This window comes from Oceanihabitans sp. IOP_32 (assembly GCF_009498295.1).
Taxonomy (GTDB): domain Bacteria; phylum Bacteroidota; class Bacteroidia; order Flavobacteriales; family Flavobacteriaceae; genus Wocania; species Wocania indica.
Window position 1 is genome coordinate 2419101 of the sequence record NZ_CP040813.1, and the last position, 16943, is coordinate 2436043.

The following is a 16943-nucleotide window of genomic DNA, read 5'->3' on the forward strand; positions in this document are numbered from 1 at the left end:
AGTAGCACGAATTAAACTTATAAACTTAAATTATTAACGTAAATTAAAATTATGGATGCAAAAGAAGCTAAAAAGAAAGCAAATAGGGTACTTATAGCGGGTCTCCTATCCAACTTTAGTGTGGGTATTTTATACACCTGGAGTAACATCAAGGACGCTATTGAGTACACTATGGTTCCTGGCACGAACGAAAGAATGTATGCAGCATGGGATATTGCTGATTTAAACTGGCCATACTCCGTTGGAGGGATGGTTTTTGCTGCAATTTTAATTTTTGCAGGAACATTACAAGATAAAATTGGACCTAAAAAAGTAATGTTAATGGGTATTGTTATGGTAGGTCTTGGAACTATTGTATCAGGATTGGTTGTAAAATCGCCACTAGCCTTTATTATCGCATTTGGAGTAGTAGTGGGAGCCGGTATTGGTTTTGTTTACGCTTGTCCGCGTCCTGCAGCAATGAAATGGTTTCATCCTTCTAAAAAAGGTATGATTAACGGAGTTGTTGTTGCTGGTTTTGGATTAGGAGCTGTTTGGTTAGGTCCTTTACAAGTGTATTTCTTAGAAAGCGTTGGTTTATCTTTAACACAAACACTTATGGTATTAGGTGGTCTTATTTTAGCTATTGGTATTCCATGTGCTTTAAACGTTGTTGATCCACCAAAAGGATACGTTCCTCCAGTACCAGAAGGATACGACCCAAGCAAGAGTAAAGTGGCTACTAATTCACCATCTGTTGCCTTATCAACTACGGCTAAAACGCCACAAGCTTGGACATTATTAGTTATATATGCATTTATGTGTTCTGCTGGAGCTCTTGTAATTTCTAATGCTACAGATTTAATGAGAATTCAAACAGGAGGAGCAGAAAGTCAATATGCTGCTATTGTTGCTGGAATTTTAGTATTTATGGTGCCATTAACAGCAGTATCAAATGCTACAGGTAGAGCCTCTGGAGGTATTCTTTCTGATAAAATTGGTAGAAAGCAAGCTTACTTTATCATGCACGCTATTGCTGCATTAAACATGTTAGGTTTCTATTTCTTATACACGACTCCTACATTAGTGGTAATTGGTATTATTTTGGCTTGTGTTACTTACGGTACAACCTTATCTATTACACCATCTATTGTAGCAGATTATTTCGGATTAAAGAACTACGGTGCAAACTACGGTTTAGTGTACTACGGTTGGGGACTATCTTTAATTATTGGCCCTCAAATTTCACAAATGGCAAAAGGTGCTACAGGTAACTACGATTTTGCATTCTTAGCAGCTGTTGTGTTAATTGCTATTTCTGCAATATTAGTGGCAACATTAAAACAACCTAAATTTACTCCAGAGCAAATAGTAGCGGAGTAGTAAATTAAAAATTATTTGAAGAGTAAATAGTTGGTTTAAAAATTAACCCAAATTATTATATAAATTCAATTCATTATGAAAAAGCAATTTTTTAGTACTAATGGCACTATGTGTTGGCCTAGTACAATTTAACACTGTTCAAGCTCAAGAAGAGCAAGAAAAAGATTTTACCGTAAAATGGAATGGTTACGTAAAAGGTGACTACCAGTTAGATACGCGTAGACTAAAAGACACCAGAGAAGGTCAATTCTACGAGTATCCTTTACCTGAGGTATTAGATGCTAATGGTAACGACATTAACGAAGAGTTTAGCTTTAACAGTTTCGCTATCGAAACCCGTTTAAAAGCTAGCGTTACCGGTCCAGAATTTTTAGGATTCCAAACAGCTGCTGTTATTGAAGCGCACTTTTTTGGAGCTAATGGAGGTGACATTAACAGTCTTGGACTAAGACATGCCTTCTTTACACTATCTAACGATAAAGTAGAGTGGTTGTTTGGTCAGTACTGGCACCCAACGTTTGTAACTAACGTGTCTCCTGGAACACACGCCTTTAATGCTGGTGTACCTTACCAACCGTTTAACCGTTCGCCACAAATTCGTTTCTCTACAAAAGGAGATGTACGTTTTACAGCAGCGATGTTAACCGAAAGAGATTTTACTACAGCAAGTGGTAGAACTGATTTTGGAGGTGCTGGCGTTAAGTTCTCTGGAGTGCCTACATTCCACGTACAATTACAAGCTGGTGACGACGATAATATCGTTGGTGGTATTGGTGCTACTGCAAAAACTATCGATTTTAATGATAGAACTGGTGGTTCTGCAGAAAATGATAACCACACTAGCTTATCTTTCATGGCTTATGGTAAAGCTCAATTAGGTGAAGTAACTTGGAAGCTTTACGGACAGTACGGTGGTAACACAACTGAGCAATTAGCTTTAGGTGGTTACGCTAGAGAGGCTAACGGAGACTTATTGGATAGTGAAGTACTTTCTGCATGGACAGAGTTTAGTGGTAAATTTGACGACAACTGGGGTTGGGGTCTATTTGCTGGGTATACTCAAGATGGTGGATTTGGTAACGATTACGATTCTGTTATTGTTTCTTCTGAAGTTGAAAATTCATACAGAATTTCACCGCGTGTAGATTATACTGTTGGTAAAGTACGTTTTGGACTGGAGTTAGATTATACTACTGCTCAGTATGGTAATATTGATTCTAATGGAGACTTCAATACTACCGGAATTGACGAAGTTGGAAACTTTAGAACTGCATTTTCTGCAACATTCTTCTTCTAAGAAGATTAAAGTTTCTTAAAATAATTAAAAATCGGAATCTTAGGGTTCCGATTTTTTTTTGTCTTAATGTCTATTCCTATATTTATAGAACATAATATTTTTCCCTGCGCACTGTATGACACGTTCCTATGATGAATGGCAACACATACTAATTACCCGTCATGGCGAGGAAGCATGACGAAGCCATCTTTCCATTAAAACGACAAGTAAAAACCTTGAGATTCTTCGCTGTACTCTGAATGACAGGCTGCTCTGAATGACAGGATTCGTTATAAACAACTACACACATCAATAATCCGTCATGGCGAGGAGGTACGACGAAGCCATCTTTTCAATTAAAACGACCAGTAAAAACCATGAGAATCTTCGCTGTGCTCTGAATAACAGGCTGCTATGAACAACCTCACACCGTAACAACCCGTCATGGCGAGGAAGTATGACGAAGCCATCTTTCCATTAAAACGACAAATAAAACATGAGATGCTTCGCGGTGCTCTGAATGACAGGCTGCTATGAACAACCTCACACCGTAACAACCCGTCATAGCAAGGAAGCATGACGAAGCCATCTTTGCATTAAAACGACAAATAAATCATGAGATGCTTCGCGGTGCTCTGAATGACAGGCTGCTATGAACAACCTCACACCATAACAATCCGTCATGGCGAGGAAGCATGACGAAGCCATCTTTCCATTAAAACGACAAATAAAACATGAGATGCTTCGCTGTGCTCTGAATAACAGGCTGCTATGAACAACCTCACACCGTAACAACCCGTCATGGCGAGGAAGTATGACGAAGCCATCTTTCCATTAAAACGACAAATAAAACATGAGATGCTTCGCGGTGCTCTGAATGACAGGCTGCTCTGATTGACCGGATTCGTTATAAACAACTACACATATCAATAATCCGTCATGGCGAGGAAGCATGACGAAGCCATCTTTTGATTGAAAGGGCAAGTAAAATCATGAGATTCTTCGCTGTGCTCTGAATGACAGGCTGCTCTGAATGACAGGATTCGCTATAAACAACTACACACATCAACAATCCGTCATGGCGAGGAAGCATGACGAAGCCATCTTTCCATTAAAACGACAAGCAAAAATCATGAGATTCTTCGCTGTGCTCTGAATGACAGGCTGCTCTGAATGACAGGATTCGCTATAAACAACTACACACATCAACAATCCGTCATGGCGAGGAAGCATGACGAAGCAATCTTTCCATTAAAACGACAAGTAAAAATCATGAGATTCTTCGCTGTGCTCTGAATGACAGGCTGCTATGAACAACCTCACACCGTAACAACCCGTCATAGCAAGGAAGCATGACGAAGCCATCTTTGCATTAAAACGACAAATAAATCATGAGATGCTTCGCGGTGCTCTGAATGACAGGCTGCTATGAACAACCTCACACCATAACAATCCGTCATGGCGAGGAAGCATGACGAAGCCATCTTTTGATTAAAACGACCAGTAAAAATCATGAGATTCTTCGCTGCGCTCTGAATAACAGGCTGCTATGAACAACCTCACACCGTAACAACCCGTCATGGCGAGGAAGTATGACGAAGCCATCTTTCCATTAAAACGACAAATAAAACATGAGATGCTTCGCGGTGCTCTGAATGACAGGCTGCTCTGATTGACCGGATTCGTTATAAACAACTACACACAGTGGTAATCCGTCATGGCGAGGAAGTATGACGAAGCCATCTTTCCATTAAAACGACAAATAAAACATGAGATGCTTCGCGGTGCTCTGAATGACAGGCTGCTCTGATTGACCGGATTCGTTATAAACAACTACACACAGTGGTAATCCGTCATGGCGAGGAAGCATGACGAAGCCATCTTTCCATTAAAACGACAAGCAAAAATCATGAGATTCTTCGCTGTGCTCTGAATGACAGACTTCGCTTTGAATGACAGCATTCGTTATAAACAACTACACACCGCAAAAATCCGTCATGGCGAGGAAGCATGACGAAGCCATCTTTTGATTAAAACGACCAGTAAAAATCATGAGATTCTTCGCTGCGCTCTGAATGACAGGCTGCTCTGAATGACAGGCTGCTCTGATTGACAGGATTCGTTATAAACAACTACACATATCAATAATCCGTCATGGCGAGGAAGCATGACGAAGCCATCTTTTGATTGAAAGGGCAAGTAAAATCATGAGATTCTTCGCTGTGCTCTGAATGACAGGCTGCCCTGTATGACGGGATTCATCCAGAATGATAGGATGCGGTTTTTATCTAAAACCTCATATTGCTTCTCCTTTCAAAAACACCCGTTCTATTTGATGGTTTCCAAAAGCATAGGGTATAAAATAATACGAATTAATAGGTTTTGTTAGTATTAAGTTCGCCAGTTTCCCTCTTGTAATGCTACCAACTTGTGTTTCTAATCCCATCGCATAGGCACCATTTATTGTGGCGGCATTTAGGGCTTCCTCTGGGGTCATTCTCATTTTAATACAGGCTGTAGAAATCACAAAATTCATGTTTCCAGATGGTGTTGAGCCCGGGTTGTAATCGGTTGCTAAGGCTAAAGGTAAACCCGCATCAATCATTTTTCTGGCAGGTGTGTAGGGAATACTTAAAAAGTAAGAGCAACTAGGTAACGCCACCGGCATGGTTGTTGTATTTTGAAGCGCAGTGATATCTTCATCGCGCATAATCTCTAAATGATCTACAGATAAGGCCTGGTGTTTTACACCAACTTGTACGCCACCAATAGCATTAAATTGGTTAACGTGTATTTTAGGTATTAAGCCGTGTTTTTTGCCAGCTTCTAAAATGAGTGCGGTGTCTTCCACAGAGAAATAGCCCGTTTCACAAAAAATATCGACATATTCTGCGAGTTTTTCCGAGGCAATTTTGGGCATTACGTCATCAATTAACATTTTAAGATAAGCCGCTTTATCATTTTTATAATCTTTAGGAACAGCATGCGCCCCTAAGAAAGTGGCTTTTATCTCAATGGGATAGTTTTCTTTTAAGCGTTTAATTACACGAAGCATTTTTAATTCGGCATCGGCCGTTAAGCCGTAACCCGATTTAATTTCGACCGCTCCTGTGCCCAATTGCATCACTTCTTCTAAACGGATTTTACTCTGATTGTACAGATCATCTTCTGAAGCTTCTTGAAGTGTTTTAGCAGAATTTAAAATACCGCCACCTTTATTAGCTATATCTTTATAAGACAAGCCGTTAATTCTATCTACAAATTCACCTTCACGATTTCCAGCATAAACAATATGCGTATGCGAATCGCACCAAGAGGGCAGTATCATTTTCCCTGTGGCATCGATTATCGTATCGAATGTCGTTTTCGGACAATCGTTCATGTGTCCATAATCTGAAATTAATCCGTCTTCAAGCACTAAAAAAGCATTTTTAATGGTTGGTAAAATTTTCATATCTGCACCAGAAATAAAATCGATGTGCTGGTCGCGAACTTGAATAAGTTCTTTTATGTTTTTAAATAAAGTCGTCATTAAAATAAATTGTTTAAAATGCTGTCTTCAACTAAATTGGGTAATGTTACTTTTAAATCTGGCCGGCGTTCCATTTCACGTTTTATAGCAAATAAAGCAGGTTCGTTTCTTGCCCAGCTTCGGCGTGCAATACCGTTATTTACATCGTAAAACAGCATGTTTTTTAAACGGGATTCCGCTTCGGGTGTACCATCTAATAACAAGCCAAAACCGCCATTAATAACTTCGCCCCAGCCTACGCCACCGCCATTGTGTATAGAGACCCAAGTTGCGCCTCTAAAACTGTCGCCAATAACGTTGTGCATAGCCATATCTGCTGTAAATTTACTGCCGTCGTAAATATTAGAGGTTTCTCGGTACGGCGAATCGGTACCGCTAACATCGTGGTGATCTCGGCCTAAAACCACAGGGCCAATAGTGCCTTTGGCAATGGCTTGATTAAAGGCCTGGGCTATTTTGGTTCGACCTTCGGCATCGGCATACAAGATACGCGCTTGCGAACCCACAACCATGTTGTTTTGTTTTGCGTTTTTTATCCAGATAATGTTGTCTTGCATTTGCAATTTTATTTCTTCAGGTGCATGCAGCATGATATCCTCTAAAACTTGCGCAGCAATTTCATCAGTTTTATCTAAATCTTCAGTTTTTCCAGAAGCGCAAACCCAGCGAAATGGTCCAAATCCATAATCGAAACACATAGGACCTAAAATATCCTGTACATACGACGCGTATTTAAAATCGATGCCATTTTCTGCCATAACATCGGCTCCTGCTCTTGAGGCTTCCAATAAAAAAGCATTGCCGTAATCGAAAAAGTATGTGCCTTTATTGGTGTGCTTATTAATGGCCGCGGCATGGCGACGCAAAGACGCCTGTACCTTTTCTTGAAATAGTTCTGGAGCTTCACGAATTAATCGGTTTGACTCTTCATAAGACACACCAACAGGGTAATAACCACCAGTCCACGGGATATGGAGCGAGGTTTGATCGGATCCGACGTGCACAAAAATGTCTTCTTCATCAAAACGCTCCCAAACATCAACTATATTTCCAATAAAAGCTATCGAAACCACCTCGTTATTGGCTTGTGCTTGTTTTACTCGAGCAACCAAATCGTCCATAGTATCAATAAGCAAATCCACCCAACCTTGCTCGTATCTTTTTGTGGCCGCTTTTATATTGACTTCGGCACAAATACTAATACAACCCGCAATATTTCCTGCCTTGGGTTGCGCGCCACTCATGCCGCCTAAACCCGAGGTTAAGAATATTTTCCCTGCTGGGGATTCGTTCTTTTTTAAAATCTTTCTAAACGCATTCATAACCGTAATGGTAGTACCGTGAACAATGCCTTGCGGGCCAATATACATAAAGGAACCAGCCGTCATTTGTCCGTATTGCGAAACCCCCAAAGCATTAAATTTTTCCCAATGGTCGGGTTTCGAATAATTGGGAATTACCATGCCATTGGTGACGACCACTCGAGGCGCATGTTGAGATGATGGGAATAACCCCATAGGATGCCCAGAATACAAATGTAAGGTCTGTTCATCTGTCATAATCGCTAAATACTGCATTACTAAAAGGTACTGCGCCCAATTTTGAAACACGGCGCCGTTACCACCATAAGTAATTAATTCTTCGGGATGTTGTGCTACAGCAGGATCGAGGTTGTTTTGAATCATGAGCATTATCGCTGCCGCTTGGGTGCATTTGGAAGGATATTCAGCAAGGTCTCTGGCGTACATTTTGTAATCTGGCTTAAAACGGTACATATAAATGCGTCCAAAATCTTGTAGTTCTTGAGCAAATTCTTCCGCTAAGGTGTCATGCCATTTCTTAGGAAAGTACCGCAAGGCATTGCGAATGGCGAGTTTTTTTTCTTCTTTCGATAAAATATCCTTTCGCTTTGGTGCGCGGTTGGCATCTTTTGGGTAGGGGCGTTTTACAGGTAATTGGCTTGGAATGCCTTGTAATATATGTGCTTTAAAGGTCATGATTTAAACGGTGTTAGTTTACAATAAAAGCGCGGTTTTTCACCATAGTTATTAGGGTGTGGATGTCGTCTTTTAAAATACGATCATCTTCTAATTTGGGCACCTTGCTCCTAATTATTTTAAAATTTTCTTCAATGATTTCAGAAAAGGTATTGGGTCTTCTAAATTCCATAGCTTGTGCAGCGTACATGAGTTCGATGGCTAAGATACTTTCAATATTTCCTAAAATCTGATTGAACTGCCGTCCAGAAATACTGCCCATAGATACGTGGTCTTCTTGCCCTAAAGACGTTGGAATACTATCTGCCGATGGCGGAAAACACAAGGATTTGTTTTCTGTTACCAATGCTGCGGTGGTGTATTGCGGAATCATAAAACCAGAATTTAAACCACCAGCTTTGGTTAATAATCGTGGTAAGCCGTATTGGCCTTCTAATAACAAATAACAACGCCTATCTGCAATATTGCCTAATTCTGAGGCGGCAATAGAGGCGTAGTCTAAAGCCATGGCTAGGGGTTGACCATGAAAATTTCCGCCAGAAATAGCCTCTGTTTCACTTAATATAATGGGATTGTCTGTAACCGAATTCATTTCAATTTCTGCCAATTCATTTAAATGATAGTAGGCATTTCTTGAAGCGCCATGTACTTGTGGCATGCAGCGTATTGAATAGGGATCTTGTACGCGGTTGCATTTAAAATGATTTTTTAGGTTTTGCGAATCTTTGAGTAACATTCTAATGCGTGCGGCGACTTTTATATTGCCTTTAAACGGCCGAATGTTATGCAAGGCTTCTTTAAAAGGTGAGGCACTGCCTTGATAACCCTCTAAACTCATCACGCCAGCAACATCGGCTAAATCGAGTAAATAGTTCATTTTGTCTAAACCCATAATGGTGTGGGCTAAAATAAACTGTGTCCCATTTATTAGACCTAAGCCTTCTTTAGCTTCTAAGCTCATTGGTTTTAAACCGTGCTGTTTCAGAATATTTTTTGCGGGTGTAATGGTGCCTTCAAACCAAAATTCACCCTCGCCTAATAGCGGTAAAAACAAATGGGCTAAAGGCGCCAAGTCTCCAGACGCACCAACCGAGCCTTGCTCTGGAACTACAGGAATTAAATCGTGATCTATAAAATAGAGAATGCGCTCAATTAATTCTAAACGCACTCCAGAAAACCCTTGACATAGGGCATGTACTTTACAAATCATCATGATTTTAGAACCCATTTTATCAATTGGTTTACCCACACCAACAGCATGTGTAATTAATAGGTTTTCTTGTAGTTTGCTGGTCTCCTCGGGTGTGATTTGAACGTCGCACAAGGGACCAAACCCGGTATTAATACCATATACGGCTTGGTTTGAACAGGCTATAGTTTCAACGTTTTGCCTGCAGTCTTCTATTTTTTTAATGGCTGCTTGATTAATAATTGCCTTTAAACTTCCGTTGGCAATCGCCATTACTTTTTTTACTGTAAGTTGATCTATTCCGTATTTAAACATGGTTTTGGTTTAACGGGGGTTTTAACAAAGTTATTCTTATTTTTGATGCTTAACAAGATTAATTATATAGTTAATTAATAATTATGAAGCATCAATTAGAGTTAAGGCATTTTAAATATTTTATTGCAGTAGCTGAAGATTTGCATTTTAGAAAAGCCGCCGAACGTCTATTTATATCACAACCTGGCTTAAGTAGACAAATTAAGCAAATGGAAGACGATTTGGGTTTGACATTGTTTGAGCGGCACAACAGAAAAGTGGAACTTACAAAAGCAGGACAGTATTTAAAAACCCAAATCACACAACATTTAAAAGATCTAGACCGTATTTTAAACCAAACGAAATTAATAAACAACGGTATTAAAGGCGATTTAAAATTTGGATATGTGGGATCTGCTATGCAAGAAATTATTCCGAATTTACTTTTAAAATTCAGATCACAAAATCCCTATGCGCAGTTTGGTTTAAAGGAGTTGGGCAATCAAAAACAAATAGACAGTTTACTGTCTTTAGATATAGATATTGGTTTTGTGAGGATAGAACGTGTGCCAAGGGATTTACAGATGAAGCCCATTTTAAAAGAGAATTTTTGCTTGGTCTTGCCCGAAAACCATCCTATAAATGAGGCTAGTTTTATAAATATGAATCAGTTTAAAGATGAAGATTTTATATTGTTCGATCCGCAATATAGTGCCTCATATCATGAAAAAGTGATGCAAATTTTTGACGACGCGGGTTTCACTCCAATAATTGCGCACAATACTATTCATGCCACGTCTATTTATAAATTGGTTGAAAATAATTTTGGTATTTCTATAGTCCCAAAATCACTTCAAAATTTAACGGTTAAAGGCATTAAATTTATCGAGTTGACTAACATTTTACAAAAAACAATATTATCGGTTGTTTGGAATAAAAACAATAGAAACCCTATGTTAAAGAAGTTTTTAGTGAATATTAATTAAAAGGGAATAAAAACCTGCTTTGTATACTGCAATAAAAACCATATTTTTACCGTCAATTTAAAAACAAACTATAATAATGAAAACTATTAAATTTTTAAGTGTCGCTTTTGTGGCAACTCTGTTATTTTCTTGTAATCAAAACGGAGTGACTAACAAACCATTAAATACTCAACTAGATTCGGTTAGTTATGCCGTTGGTTTAAATATGGGTAAAGGTTTAAAAGGTAATATAGAGCGTAGTAATTTTAATGAAGCCGATATAGATTTAATAAAACAAGGATTTATTAATGGTTTAGATTCTTTAAATATTTTAATGGAAGATGATCAGGTACAAACTCTTTTAACCGATTATTTCACAAAGAAGCAACAAGAAGAGCAAGAAAAACAACAAGCGGAACAATTAAAGAAAGCTGAAGAAGAATTTAACGATGTTAAAGTTGCTGGAGAAAACTTTTTGGAGGAAAACAAAACTAAAGATGGTGTTCAAACTACCGCTTCTGGATTACAATATATTGTATTAAAAGAAGGTAAAGGGGATAAACCTCAAGAAACGTCTAAAGTTAAAGTGCACTACCACGGTACAACAATTAATGGTGAGGTTTTTGATAGCTCTGTAGAAAGAGGTGTTCCATCAGAATTTGGTGTTAATCAAGTTATTCCGGGGTGGATAGAGGGTTTACAGCTTATGCCTGTAGGTTCGAAATACAAGTTTTTTATTCCACAAGAACTTGCTTATGGTGCTTTTCCACGTCAAGGTGGTAAAATTAAGCCATTCGACGCTTTGATTTTCGAGGTTGAATTATTAGAAATTACCGAGTAATAATACTCCAATACGAATTAGTAAAACAGCCGTTTAATAATAATTTAAGCGGCTGTTTTTTTTTAACACCCTATGTATTATATTATGTCTTTTAAATAAAGGTGGCAAGATATAGAGTTCTTTAGATTAATAAATACTTATCATTAAAACGTCTTTTGCAAAAACAGTAGGTTATTTTTGTCTTCAATAATGAAATCGTTAGCCTCGATTTTAGTGGAGTTAGCACTTTGTTATTAACAATTATATCAATAATAGTTGAGAAGACAGCGGTAAATATTTCTTGGTTTTTTTTGAGTTTAGACAATAAATAGTGAAAATAAGGCATCAAGGTTGTAACTTTGCAACCATAAATATGAAATAACAATATGGGTCATAAAGCAGGTTTTGTAAATATTATTGGCAATCCAAATGTTGGTAAATCCACATTAATGAATGCCTTTGTTGGCGAAAAACTATCCATCATAACATCTAAAGCACAAACAACCAGGCATAGAATTTTGGGTATTGTTAATGGAGATGATTTTCAAGTATTGTTTAGTGATACGCCGGGCATTATAAAACCAGCCTACCAATTACAGGAATCTATGATGGGGTTTGTAAAATCGGCTTTCGAAGATGCCGATATTTTACTTTATATGGTTGAAATTGGTGAGCATGAACTAAAAGACGATGCTTTTTTCGATAAAATTAAAAACAGTAAAATTCCTGTGCTCCTGTTGTTAAATAAGATTGATAAAAGTAACCAAGAAGAATTGGAAAATCAGGTTCAATTATGGACTCAAAAAGTGCCTAATGCCGAAATTATTCCTATTTCTGCTTTAGAAGGGTTTAATGTGAAAGAAGTTTTTAATCGTATTTTGGAATTACTTCCAGAATCGCCAGCTTTTTATCCAAAAGACCAGTTAACCGATAAACCCGAGCGTTTTTTTATAAACGAAACCATACGCGAGAAAATTTTAATGCATTACAAAAAGGAAATCCCTTATGCAGTCGAAATTGAAACCGAGGAGTTTCTTGAAGAAGAAAAGATTATTCGCATCCGATCTGTTATTATGGTCGAGCGTGACACTCAAAAAGGTATTATTATAGGCCATAAAGGAGCCGCTCTAAAACGAGTTGGTGTGGAAGCACGAAAAGATTTAGAAAAATTCTTTGGCAAGCAAATTCATCTTGAATTATACGTAAAAGTGAATAAAAATTGGCGTAGTAATCAAAACCAATTAAAACGTTTTGGTTATAATTCTTAGTTAGAAGTTTAAACCTTGGTTTTCTAAAATTCGCGTCATAAAATTATGTAAATCCTCGATTTCATTTTTGCTTGAGGCTTTACCTATGCGGCCTGCAAAATAAAGTACAAACCAGACAATTACCATTAAAAACATAAGGCTTAGTTGTACAACATAATCATTTTTTAAAGTCCAATTGCTATAAGCCCAAGCACCAAAACCAATAAAAAGGGTGGCTACAATAAAGTGAAAAAACATGAACATGGACCAAACCGTGGGGTTTGGGCCAAATAATCCATGTAATGAACAAGTGTGTTTTCCAGATTCATTTATTTCTAAATGAAGTTCTGGAGACCAAAATTTTTGTTTGGCCTTGGGTAGTCTAATAAAAACATGGTCGTCTATTCTATTAATGATAAAATCTGTTTGGGTTTTTTTAGCATCTTCGAAGGCCTTCAAGAGCGTTTCGCTGTTTGTTGTTAATTCAATTTTAAACCGCGGTCGTAATACAATATCGTTAGTAATTGGCATAGATTTATTTTACAGGTTTAAAGTAGCGATTTTTTTTTAATTTATAAATAGTTTTATTCTTTACTTAAAAATCGTGTAGCATCAGGTATATTTTCTATTTTTGCAAAAATTATATCCCAAGCGATATTAAATTCAGTTATAGACTGTTATAGAATTAAAAAAGTATGAGTAATATAGTAGCAATAGTAGGTCGTCCAAACGTAGGTAAATCTACATTTTTTAATCGATTAATTCAGCGAAGGGAAGCCATAGTTGATGCCACAAGTGGTGTTACGAGAGATCGACATTATGGAAAAAGTGATTGGAACGGTAAAGAGTTCTCATTAATCGATACTGGCGGATATGTTTTAGGAAGTGACGATATTTTTGAAGCTGAAATCGACAAACAAGTAGAGTTAGCTATTGAAGAAGCCGACGCCATTATTTTTATGGTTGACGTCGAGTCTGGTGTTACTGGAATGGATGAAGATGTGGCTAAATTATTGCGAAAGGTTGATAAGCCCGTTTTTCTTGCTGTAAATAAAGTAGATAACGCCAAACGTGCCCAAGATGCTGTAGAGTTTTATTCACTTGGACTGGGTGAATACTACACTATCGCCAGTATTAGCGGAAGCGGAACAGGTGATCTTTTAGACGCCTTAGTGGAAGCATTGCCAGAAACTAAGGAGGTTGAGGAGGATGTTTTACCACGATTTGCAGTAGTTGGTCGCCCAAACGCAGGTAAATCTTCTTTTATAAATGCATTAATTGGTGAAGATAGGTATATCGTTACCGATATTGCGGGAACAACAAGAGACTCTATCGATACCAAATACAACCGCTTCGGTTTCGAGTTTAATTTGGTTGATACAGCAGGAATTCGACGAAAGGCTAAGGTAAAGGACGATTTAGAATTTTACTCAGTTATGCGTAGTGTGCGAGCTATAGAGCATGCCGACGTTTGCTTGTTGGTTATGGACGCTACACGAGGTTTTGATGGGCAAGTGCAAAATATTTTCTGGTTGGCAGAACGCAATCGAAAAGGTATCGTTGTTCTAGTGAACAAATGGGATTTGGTGGAAAAAGACCATAAATCTATGAAAGAATACGAAAAAGCCATTAGAAAAGAAATGGAACCTTTTACCGATGTGCCTATCGTTTTTATTTCCGTGCTTAACAAGCAACGAATTTTTAAAGCTATTGAAACCGCTGTAGAGGTTTACAAAAACAGAAGCAAAAGGATAAAAACAAGTGAGTTAAATGAGATTTTCTTACCGTTAATAGAAAACTATCCGCCGCCGGCATACAAAGGCAAATATGTAAAAATTAAGTATGTTATGCAATTGCCTACACCGCAACCTCAATTTGTGTTTTTTTGTAATTTACCACAGTATGTAAAAGATGGTTATAAGCGTTTTCTTGAAAATAAACTGCGTGAGCATTTCAATTTTACAGGTGTGCCCATTAGTGTTTATATGAGGAAGAAGTAATATTTTACCGTATTAAATTTAACAAAGAAGCACATTAAAGTATCTTATTTTAATGTGCTTCTTTGTGTGGTAATACCTATTTCATTTTAAAATGTCGCATGGTTAATTTCAATTGTTTTTTTGCTCAGATGAGATATACGCAGATTCACGAACTCGTTATTTTACTATAATATGTGCGTGAGCTAAAATCAAAGCATAGTCAAAGTTATGGTTTAATCTTATACCGAAATATGGACTGAAAAGAACTGCGAAGCACATCATGAACACCTTATAAAATAGAAAGATGTGAGTAAACGATTTATAGGCGGCATGACCTGGTTAATTTGGTATGATGGATTTAAAAACGGTAAAACGACAGATTAGGTTTACCAACCACCAGATGCGCCACCTCCGCCGCCAGAACCTCCGCCAAAGCCTCCTCCAAAGCCACCGCCACCAAAACCACCGCCACCAAAACCACCAGAGCTACCTCTGTAAGATCCTCGTCCAGCATTACTTAAAATTAGCGCTTCTAAAAGACTCATGCCATCCCGGTCATGGCCATTAAATCCACCTCCGCCTTTGCCTCCGTTTTTACGGTTTTTAAAAAAGGATAAAAGCAGTAGTAGTAAAATGAAAATAACCACAACGATAAAACCAATAGGGATTTCAGTACTAGGATTAGATTGTCGAGTGCCTTGATATTCACCTTTTAGAACTTCAAAAATAGATTCTACACCCCGATTTAAGCCTCCATAATAATCATTGACTTTAAAATATGGTATAATATCGCGTTCTATAATGCGTTTAGATAAGGCATCAGTTAAAAGATGTTCCACACCATAACCTGTATTAATTCCTATTCTTTTATCGGTTAACGCTAAGAGTACCAGTATGCCATTGTCTTTCCCTTTTTGACCAATACCCCATTTATCAATCCAATGAGCGCCCAAATAGTTAATGTTCTCGCCATTTGTCGACTCTATAATAGCGACAACTATTTGAGTAGATGTCGTATCTGAATATTTTATAAGCTTCTCTTCTAAGCTATTTTTTTGAAATTCTGAAAGCAAATTGGTGTAATCGTAAACACTTGTTTGAAACTTAGGTATTTCAGGGACATCAAATTGCGCAAAAGAAATATTACAGGCAAAAAGTGCAAGAAGTACTGCTTTGAAAAGGTGGGGGGCTTTAAAAACAGATGTAATAATGAAAACTAAATGTGGCATGCCTTTTTTACTATCCTTTAGAAATATCGTTAGAGAGCTCGTTGGTATCTGAGTCTGAATATGGAAAATAAGATTTAAGTTGTTCTCCAGATTTCTGAACACCTTCAATTAAACCTTGTTTAAAGTTTCCTTTTTTAAAATGCGATTGCATCACATCTTTTGTGCTATCCCAGAAATCATCTGGGACAACTTTGTTTATGCCAATGTCGCCATAAATTACAAAGGTTTTGTCTTTAACAGCAACGTAAATTAACACACCATTTTTAAGTTTGGTATTGTCCATTTTCAAGTCGTGAAAAACCTCTAAAGCACGGTTTGTGGCGTCTCCATTCGAGGTTTTTTCAATATGAATTTTTACTTCGCCAGAGGTGTTTAATTCGGCTAACCTAATGGCTTCAATAATATCACGTTCTTCTTGGGGAGTTAAAAAGGCTTCAATATGGTTTGGCATCTCTTATTTAAAATTCAAATTCTACATCTGGAGCCAATTCACTTCCTGCTTCTGCTTTGTAGTAATCCATGGCTTCGAAATTAAAAATCCCGGCTAAAATGGAATTAGGGAATCGTTTAATATGTTTGTTATAAGGCTCTATGGCTGCATTAAAACGATCTCTAGCCACGTTAATTCTGTTTTCTGTGCCTTCCAATTGCGCTTGTAGTTCTAAAAAGTTTTGATTGGCTTTTAAGTCTGGATAACGTTCTACACTTACTAATAAGCGTGAGAGTGCACTGCTTAATCCGCTTTGAGCTTGATTGAATTCTTGCAACTGATCGGGTGTAATATTGCTAGGGTCTATATTTATTGAAGTCGCTTTGGCTCGCGCGTTTATAACCGCTTCTAGAGTGCTCTTTTCAAAATCGGCTGCGCCTTGAACCGTTTTTACTAAGTTGCCAATCAAATCGTTTCTCCTTTGGTAACTGCTTTCTACATTAGCCCAAGATTTTGTAGCTGTTTCACTTAAATCAATAGCGGTATTATTAAAGTTTTTCGCCCAAGAATAGCCTGCAAAAGCCAAAATAGCGATAATAATCCATGGTAAAAATTTTTTCATC

General features: G+C 37.7%; 13 protein-coding genes. 6 read left to right on the plus strand and 7 right to left on the minus strand.

What is annotated here, in order from left to right; translation table 11 throughout:
• Positions 1-51: 51 nt before the first annotated feature.
• Entirely contained in the window at positions 52-1362 is a 1311-nt protein-coding gene (locus FEZ18_RS10045) for an OFA family MFS transporter (protein WP_153268180.1), read from the plus strand.
• Between the two features lie 100 nt (positions 1363-1462).
• Complete coding sequence (locus FEZ18_RS10050; protein ID WP_153268181.1) at positions 1463-2659, plus strand: hypothetical protein; 1197 nt, start codon at positions 1463-1465, stop codon at positions 2657-2659.
• 2275 nt (positions 2660-4934) lie between these two features.
• Here the strand turns inward: FEZ18_RS10050 and hutI are convergent.
• Genes hutI through hutH form a run of 3 tightly spaced genes read right to left on the minus strand, consistent with a single transcriptional unit; the run spans position 4935 to position 9671 of the window.
• Entirely contained in the window at positions 4935-6170 is a 1236-nt protein-coding gene (hutI, locus tag FEZ18_RS10055; protein WP_153268182.1) for an imidazolonepropionase, read from the minus strand.
• Entirely contained in the window at positions 6170-8167 is a 1998-nt protein-coding gene (locus tag FEZ18_RS10060; RefSeq protein WP_153268183.1) for a urocanate hydratase, read from the minus strand. The genes hutI and FEZ18_RS10060 overlap by 1 nt, the downstream gene beginning before the upstream one ends.
• A 13-nt stretch (positions 8168-8180) precedes the next feature.
• On the minus strand, positions 8181-9671 hold the full coding sequence (gene hutH / locus FEZ18_RS10065; protein WP_153268184.1) for a histidine ammonia-lyase: 1491 nt from the start codon (positions 9669-9671) through the stop codon (positions 8181-8183).
• 83 nt (positions 9672-9754) lie between these two features.
• On the opposite strand from hutH, the gene FEZ18_RS10070 reads away from it, so the two are divergent.
• The 3 genes from FEZ18_RS10070 to era all read left to right on the plus strand — a co-directional run bounded on the left by FEZ18_RS10070 (position 9755) and on the right by era (position 12703).
• Positions 9755-10636 (plus strand): LysR family transcriptional regulator, encoded by an 882-nt coding sequence (locus FEZ18_RS10070; RefSeq protein ID WP_153268185.1) that lies wholly within the window; start codon positions 9755-9757, stop codon positions 10634-10636.
• Between the two features lie 76 nt (positions 10637-10712).
• Positions 10713-11456 (plus strand): FKBP-type peptidyl-prolyl cis-trans isomerase, encoded by a 744-nt coding sequence (locus tag FEZ18_RS14865; protein ID WP_153268186.1) that lies wholly within the window; start codon positions 10713-10715, stop codon positions 11454-11456.
• 365 nt (positions 11457-11821) lie between these two features.
• Positions 11822-12703, plus strand: a complete 882-nt coding sequence (gene era, locus FEZ18_RS10080; RefSeq protein WP_153268187.1) for a GTPase Era — start codon at positions 11822-11824, stop codon at positions 12701-12703.
• On the opposite strand, the gene FEZ18_RS10085 is transcribed toward era, so the two are convergent.
• Positions 12704-13213 carry a GTP-binding protein gene (locus FEZ18_RS10085; RefSeq protein ID WP_153268188.1) on the minus strand — a complete coding sequence of 170 codons (510 nt, stop codon included), beginning with the start codon at positions 13211-13213 and terminating at the stop codon, positions 12704-12706.
• 164 nt (positions 13214-13377) lie between these two features.
• Here FEZ18_RS10085 and der point away from each other — a divergent pair, with 164 nt between their 5' ends.
• On the plus strand, positions 13378-14682 hold the full coding sequence (der, locus tag FEZ18_RS10090; protein ID WP_153268189.1) for a ribosome biogenesis GTPase Der: 1305 nt from the start codon (positions 13378-13380) through the stop codon (positions 14680-14682).
• A 365-nt stretch (positions 14683-15047) separates the two neighbouring features.
• Here der and FEZ18_RS10095 read toward each other — a convergent pair whose 3' ends face one another.
• Genes FEZ18_RS10095 through FEZ18_RS10105 form a run of 3 tightly spaced genes read right to left on the minus strand, consistent with a single transcriptional unit; the run spans position 15048 to position 16942 of the window.
• Positions 15048-15890, minus strand: a complete 843-nt coding sequence (locus FEZ18_RS10095; RefSeq protein WP_153268190.1) for a TPM domain-containing protein — start codon at positions 15888-15890, stop codon at positions 15048-15050.
• 10 nt (positions 15891-15900) lie between these two features.
• Positions 15901-16341 (minus strand): TPM domain-containing protein, encoded by a 441-nt coding sequence (locus tag FEZ18_RS10100; RefSeq protein WP_153268191.1) that lies wholly within the window; start codon positions 16339-16341, stop codon positions 15901-15903.
• Between the two features lie 7 nt (positions 16342-16348).
• Positions 16349-16942 carry a LemA family protein gene (locus tag FEZ18_RS10105; protein ID WP_153268192.1) on the minus strand — a complete coding sequence of 198 codons (594 nt, stop codon included), beginning with the start codon at positions 16940-16942 and terminating at the stop codon, positions 16349-16351.
• Position 16943: the final 1 nt, after the last annotated feature.